Genomic DNA, 6729 nt, shown 5'->3' on the forward strand with positions numbered 1-6729 from the left:
GACCATTTAGCACGCCATCACCCCTCTACATTGCAGTTTCTGCAATGAAATCAGCAGATTCTAGTTTGTTTCAACGGAATTTCCGGTTTTCGTTGTACTTTGTACAACGTAGCCCCTCAGGTGGCAGCACATGTGAGGTTTCTATTGCACTTTCTGCATCGTAGTCTCCAATATAGCTCAGTGACCTTGCCATGAAATTGTAGATAGCAAGAAACCCTCGGTTACAACTGTTTGTCTAACTATCTATACCGCCTTAGGATGCATGAATGGCGGGATATAACCGTTTGAGGAATGTGTCCTCCGACGGTTGTAGAAGAGCTCAATATACTCAAAAACGGCTTTCTTAGCCTCAGCTTGTGAACATTTCCTTTACGAGTAGGATTGATTTCTTTCCCACAAGTATACTTGGAAATCCATTTTCTCAACACACGGCTACTCGAAATCTGGTACTTTTTTGTCGACTCCCATATCGAAAGATTTCCGGAAAGAACATCTTTATTCGAAGCAAGCTTGAGTTCATCCGGGTATTCTTTCCAACCGCTGGATTCCTTTAATCCTTCAACTCCCTCTGCTCTATACTTTCTTATCCAATCCCTAACTGTAATGTGAGCGATCCCTAGTTGCTTGGCTTCATAATTAGGATTTGATTGATTCTGAATACATCGTTCTACGATATGTAATTTTACGTCTAATGAAGTTTGACTTCTTTTGGACATCACAAAAACTCCCATCAAGGTAGAAGTAGAATTTTTGTTTTTTCTACTGTCTACTATGATGGGAGCATATCAAAAAGGTGGAGCTGAAGGTTCTTTTTTTAAATATAGGAAAGTAAATCATTTCGCCAACTTTCTCTATATTTCTACGCGAAGCGTAAGCTTAGCCGACAGAGGACGGCTTCAGCCATTTACGTTTGAGCCGCTATTACATGCAAAGCGCGAGCGTGATTGCTGAATCGATGCTTGAGACAGCCCTCGTCTCGTTTAGGTATGAAATATTGCCGTAAAGGCTAATGCTGGATAACGACCATCTGATGGCAGGACCATAGAGGAATCGTATAGCTTACGGTACCGTTCTCCTGCTTGAACGGGAGCGGAGTGTTCTGCGGAGCCAAATAAACCTCGCGCACCGGCTCCGATAGGGCGATGTTTACCTCCGTATTTAGAACGGGCGGCAAATCCTCGATAACCTCGACATGTTGTCCGCGCCGAACAGGGGATGCATAAAGCAAATGATGAACGAGCCGGTTGTGCGACTGCTGGGCTTGAAGCGTTGTAATGCCCTGAGCAGGCAGATTCGTGCGAAGCTGCTTATTCGCAAGAAGGCGATCAAGCGCATAACAAACGATTTCTTTGACGGACAGGCTGCCCTTGAGCGCATAATCCTCGAAGACATTCCAAGCGATATAAATGCCATCCGGACCCTCGGTAATGCCAGGCCCTGCATCCTCCATGTTGGAAGGCGTATGCTGGTGAGAGCAGAATGTGAACAAATCCCGGTTGAAATAAGAATTCTCTTTGCTGCCGAGGGAAACCCCTCCCTGTGCTAAGGCAATGTCCTGTCCTTCCGTATAAAGGACGAAAGAAGCGTTCTGGAGTGACTGCAGCGCAAATCCGGGCTTAAAGTAAGATGGCGTAAAGGAGGAGACCCCTTGCCACTCCGCGCCAAAATCAAGCTCGAAGCGAGTCCCGTCAGCGGATAAGCCGGAGCGTCCGGTTGCAAGCACCTTTCCTCCTTTGTTCAGGAAATCCGCAAGCTTTTCTTTTAAAGTTTCGGTTAGGACGATGGCGTCGGGCAATAAAACGACTGCATATTTGCCTAAGTCAGCCTGCGTATCGATAACGTCGAACAAATAATGGCCTTCGAGCAGTATTCGGGCTGCTCCGGTATCGGCATGCTTGCTGTGGTCGTCGATCATGCTGCCGCCAGGTGAAATGGAAGCGGCTTCGACGGAAAGCAGTGCAATATCGGCAACGGAAGCCGTATCCTGGCACCATTCCTCCTTCGCTGCGACCTCCTTGTAAGCTTCGCCGATCAGCGCATAAGTCGCGTGATCCATGAGCCCGGCCGGATGAAGCTGATCGCCTATCGAGCAGCGGGCACCGTTCGCAAGGCTAAGCGCTGCTTCATAACGGAGGGCGTTCGGGTGCTTGTAGCCGCCAAATTCTCCCCATGAGGTATGGAATTTACCGGTCATGCCAAGAAAGTTGAGACCTAGGGTTTGCGCATACCGAGCGGATAATGGGAAATGGTCATAGCCCCAGCCGCCCGTTGGCAAGGATTCGAGCTCCAAATGGGTGTTGAGATGCGCAAGATCGCGGCGTCCTCTATCGACATGGCTGCTGTTATGGAAAACCGGGAGGTCTGGCTTAACGGCATGGACGGTATGATTCATTCGTGCTGCATAGTTGAAATACGTCTCTTCCCAAAGCGCCTTCATATCATCGAGGTTGCGGGGATCGGAGCCGCGCTTGCGAATTTCGGCGACACAGAATTGGCAATAACACTCGCGTATGCCGACGATATCGAGAAAAATGCCGTCCGCGTCGTAACGGGTTACAACCTCGTGCACTTGAAGAGCGAGTACTTCCAAATAGGGTGAATTCATGCAAAATTGTTGATAGCCCGGTGTCATGAAATTTGGCGTCCAGTTCGTTTTTTCATTCTGATCGCGAATGAGCCATTCCGGGTTTTGGCGGGCAAGCCTCTGGTCTAATCCGGCAGATAAGTAGACGGGCGTTTTTACGCCGATTTCATGCGCCGCTTCAATCTGCGCGCCCAGCAAATCGAACGCCAAATGCGGATGGATTTCATTGGCTTCGGAGGGATGGTAAGCCCAGCCGTGATGGCATTTGGAGAATACGGTAATCGAGTCGACGTAGCCGGTTCTGAGCATGTCCTGGAACTGCTCTTTGTTAAAGGCGCTGCCGATATCTTTAATAGCTTCAGAAGTATGGAAATCAAGATGAACCTGTCGGAATCTCATGTTTGGTGCCCTCCAGTAGAATAGAATGGATAAGATGATATCTACCACTCTAATCGATTGAATACGAGTATACAGCTGACAATAGCGACTTTATATAGTACAATTTCTGCATCTTCATACGAGGGGTGACAAGGATGCTCGTGCTTGAATTTCAAGCTCCGCCAAGCCCGTTATTGGCAGCTGTCGGTTACGCATTATGGCAGCCCGGAGTTATGCATGCGAAACGCCAATTCGAAGTATTCGATCTGCTCATATGCACGAAAGGTACGTTATATATGGAAGAGGAAGGCATTAACTATGAGGTGCTGGCGGGCATGGTGCTTGTGCTCGAGCCGGGGAAAACGCATCGCGGATATCGGCCGACGGAGGTAGAAACAGAGGTGTATTGGATTCATATTGAATACTCGCAGCCCGAATTGCTTCCGTTATTGACTGAGAAAACAAGCTGGCAGCAGCCGCTGCTGAAACGTACGGATCAGGATATCGTTGCTCCTTCCTCCATGGTGCATATTCCAAAATTCGCCGCGGTGGATTTGCGTTCGGTTTTGCCGCTGCTCGAGCGAATGATTCAATTGCATCAGGTGCTGACGCGCCAGCGCGCATTCGAGCTGCAGGTTCTGTTCGGAGAGTTTCTTATTGCGCTGCAGAAAGGGACAATAAAGAACAGCTCGCAAGCCCGTTCCTATTCGCTGAGCGAGAAGGTGGCCGTTTATTTGGAAAACCGTTTGGAGGAGCCCTTCGACTCCGAGCAAATGGAGCGGGAGCTGCATTACCATTTTGATTATTTGGCACGCTGCTTGAAGCAATATACGGGCATGAGCCCGATGCAATATCGGCATCATCTGCAGATTGAACGCGCGAAGAGGCTGCTTGCCCATTCCGAGCTGCCGCTGAAGGAAATCGGAGCGCTGTGCGGACTTGCGGACAACACGTATTTTACCAGGCTGTTTAAAAGGCAAACCGCGCTGACGCCAGGTGAGTACCGCAAGCAGAATCAAGTGTTTTTGTAGATTGAGGCTTCTTTCTAAACGCAATACCTGCTCTAAGCACAATACCTGCTCTAAGCTCAAAAAACGTTGTTACGCCTGAGTTAAGGGCTATTTCCGGCTGTTTTCCTTGTTTATGCACCCCTTTGCGGTTTTTGAACAAATGGTAAAGGAGGCGTATAGTGGGTAATAGTGAAGAGGCATCGGAAAAGGATTTTGCGTGCAAGGAGGTCAATAGGTTTGCAATCATGGCAGCGTACAATGTGGATTTTGTGGTTTGGTGTTTTATTTTGCAGCTCAAGCTATACCATGTCGGTTCCGTTTCTGCCGTTGTTTTTGTTCGATTTGGGCGTACCGGAAAGCTCGGTCAACCTATGGGCGGGCATTGTGCATTCCTCTGCGTTTCTCGTCGGGGCAGTGATGGCTCCGCTGTGGGGCATGCTGGCGGATAAGTACGGGAAGCGGAAAATGGTTATTCGGGCGGGAATTAGCCTAGCGTTTATTTACGCATTAATTGCTTTTGTTCAAACCCCGTGGCAGCTCGTCGGCGTGAGAATGCTGCACGGCTTCGTCGGCGGCTTCGTTCCGGCATCGATGTCGATTGTGGCTACAATCGCCCCCAAAGAAAAGCTGGGGTGGAGCCTTGGCATGATGCAGGCAGGGACGATGACCGGGGGCATTCTCGGACCGCTGTTCGGAGGTTTGCTGGCACAGGCATTCGGCCTGCGCCGATCGTTTGTCGTGGCGGCTATCATCATACTGGCAGCGACGGTCGCGGTCGTCATTTGGGTCAGGGAAGGGAAAGCGGAGCCACAGGTGGAGAAAAAGAAAGAAAAGCCGGTTACGTACCGTATGGCTTTCCGAAACCGCGCACTGATGAGCATGCTTATGCTGCTCGCGCTTTTTCAGCTTTCCATTAACATGATTCAACCGCTGCTTACGCTGCATATTGCCAAGCTGCAGGGAGGTCTGCAGGGAGCGGTGCTGTCGGCGGGCTTCGTGCTTTCCCTTATCGGCATTGCCGGCATATTGGCTTCGCCGGTTTGGGGCAGGCTTGGTGAGAGAAGGGGTTATCACCGGATTCTTGTAACCTGCTTGATGTGCGCTGGCGTTGTCGTCAGCATGCAATTTTTTGTCCAGGATCTATGGCTGTTTGCGGTTGTGCAGTTTGTGTTCGGCTTGTTTATGGCAGGCATTTCACCTATTGTGAATACCCTTGTCGTGCAGAGCACGGATGAGCAGTTCCGCGGCCGGTCCTTCGGGCTGACGACAAGCGCGAATCAATTCGGCTCGATGCTGGGTCCGCTCATTGGCGGTTTGCTTGGTCTTGCCGTTGGCATCCATTGGATATTCGTTGCCACCGGCATGATGATGTTCGCTGCGGGCATCAGCGTGTGGCTGCGGCGCAAGCATGAGCTTGGACAGGAGCGAAGGATGTCCAGTGGATAGGCGGGAAGCACGAGTTTGGTTGGAGCGTACAACGGTAAGTGGATAGGCGGCAGGTATGAGCTCGGTTGGAGCGTAAAATAGCAAGGGAATAAGGAACGCATAGAAGGTAGGCATGAGCTCGGTCAGAAACGTAAAACGGTAAGTGGATAAGGCGGTAGGTAGACACCGCGAGCTTGAACAAAAGTAGATGATCCCCTGTCGTTGCACGCATAGAAGGTAGGCATGAGCTCGGTCAGAAGCGTAAAACGGCAAGTGGATAAGGCGGTAGGTAGACACTGAGAGCTTAAACAAAAGTAGATGATCCCCTGTAACCGTTGCAGTGCATAGGTGAAAAGGATGACTAAATAGTCAGTTTTGTAATGTTTAGCTCGCACATGTTACCTTAAATCGAGTTAAGAAGAACCTTTAACCCCATTATATAGTGGGGTTAAAGGTTTTTGTGCATTCTATGGGATCTGCAGACTCAAGGATATCCTTTTTTGAGGAAAACTTTCTGATTGCACACTAAAACGTTATATACTGATCTCAGAAGCGGCAGTACAGCTGAGATATTACTAGTGTTTTTGAGTAACCTCATTCGGTCTGCGCTATCGTGGAAGCTACGCTGCAGAAAGTGCAATAGAATCCTTATTTGAGACGGTATTTAGCAGCTACGTTGCACAAATTACAATGAAAAACGAATATTACCATGAACCAAACTAAAATTTGCTCCTTTCATTGCAGAAACTACAACGGAAGGTACGTCCAAGCGTGCTAAGGAGTCATTTTGTTGTAAAAAGTGCACCGTAGCTCGGAGTCTATAGAAACTGCTCCTTTCATTGCAAAAACTACAATGGAAGGCGCATCCAAGCGTGCTAAGGAGTCATTTCGTTGTAAAAAGTGCAGCGTAGCTCTGAGTCTATAGAAACTGCTCCTTTTATTGCAGAAACTACAATGGAAGGTGCATCCAAGCGTGCTAAGGAGTCATTTCGTTGTAAAAAGTGCAGCTTAGCTCGGAGTCTATAGAAACTGCTGCTTTCATTGCAGAATCTACAACGGAAGGTGCGTGCAAGCGCGCTAAGGAGTCATTTCGTTGTAAAAAGTGCAGCGTAGCTCTGAGTCTATAGAAACTGCTCCTTTCCTATAAAGCCCCCTAATTAAAGTTGGACACTTTCACGCTATAAAATATACAATTAGATTAGCTGGAGGTTGTTCGTATGAAAGTACAGCACAGCAAGTTTGACGAACTTAGAATACAGGTCGTAGAAGAAGCACTTGAGCGGGGGAATATGGCTTTAACAGCCCGAAAGCACGGGATATCCCCTTACTCGT

Annotated in this window: 4 protein-coding genes; 2 read left to right on the forward strand and 2 right to left on the reverse strand. The window is 48.8% G+C overall.

Features of this window, described 5'->3' with window-relative positions; genetic code table 11:
- Positions 1–239: 239 nt before the first annotated feature.
- Both AB4Z29_RS32065 and AB4Z29_RS32070 read right to left on the reverse strand, forming a co-directional pair.
- Entirely contained in the window at positions 240–716 is a 477-nt protein-coding gene (locus AB4Z29_RS32065) for a transposase (RefSeq protein ID WP_441946928.1), read from the reverse strand.
- A gap of 290 nt (positions 717–1006) precedes the next feature.
- Positions 1007–2983 (reverse strand): beta-galactosidase trimerization domain-containing protein, encoded by a 1977-nt coding sequence (locus AB4Z29_RS32070; RefSeq protein ID WP_441946929.1) that lies wholly within the window; start codon positions 2981–2983, stop codon positions 1007–1009.
- Between the two features lie 134 nt (positions 2984–3117).
- Here AB4Z29_RS32070 and AB4Z29_RS32075 point away from each other — a divergent pair, with 134 nt between their 5' ends.
- Positions 3118–3993: a helix-turn-helix domain-containing protein gene (locus AB4Z29_RS32075; RefSeq protein WP_441946930.1), complete on the forward strand. Its 876-nt coding sequence runs from the start codon at positions 3118–3120 to the stop codon at positions 3991–3993.
- A 216-nt stretch (positions 3994–4209) separates the two neighbouring features.
- Positions 4210–5418: an MFS transporter gene (locus tag AB4Z29_RS32080; protein WP_441946931.1), complete on the forward strand. Its 1209-nt coding sequence runs from the start codon at positions 4210–4212 to the stop codon at positions 5416–5418.
- The last annotated feature ends 1311 nt before the right edge of the window (positions 5419–6729 follow it).

Source organism: Paenibacillus sp. 2TAB23 (genome assembly GCF_052115165.1).
Lineage (GTDB): Bacteria > Bacillota > Bacilli > Paenibacillales > Paenibacillaceae > Pristimantibacillus.

Bases quoted from the DNA above. Each gene is read 5' to 3' on its own strand.
- AB4Z29_RS32070 (WP_441946929.1), bottom strand. From the start codon at position 2,983: ATGAGATTCCGACAGGTTCATCTTGATTTCCATACTTCTGAAGCTATT.
- AB4Z29_RS32065 (WP_441946928.1), bottom strand. From the start codon at position 716: ATGTCCAAAAGAAGTCAAACTTCATTAGACGTAAAATTACATATCGTA.
- AB4Z29_RS32075 (WP_441946930.1), top strand. From the start codon at position 3,118: ATGCTCGTGCTTGAATTTCAAGCTCCGCCAAGCCCGTTATTGGCAGCT.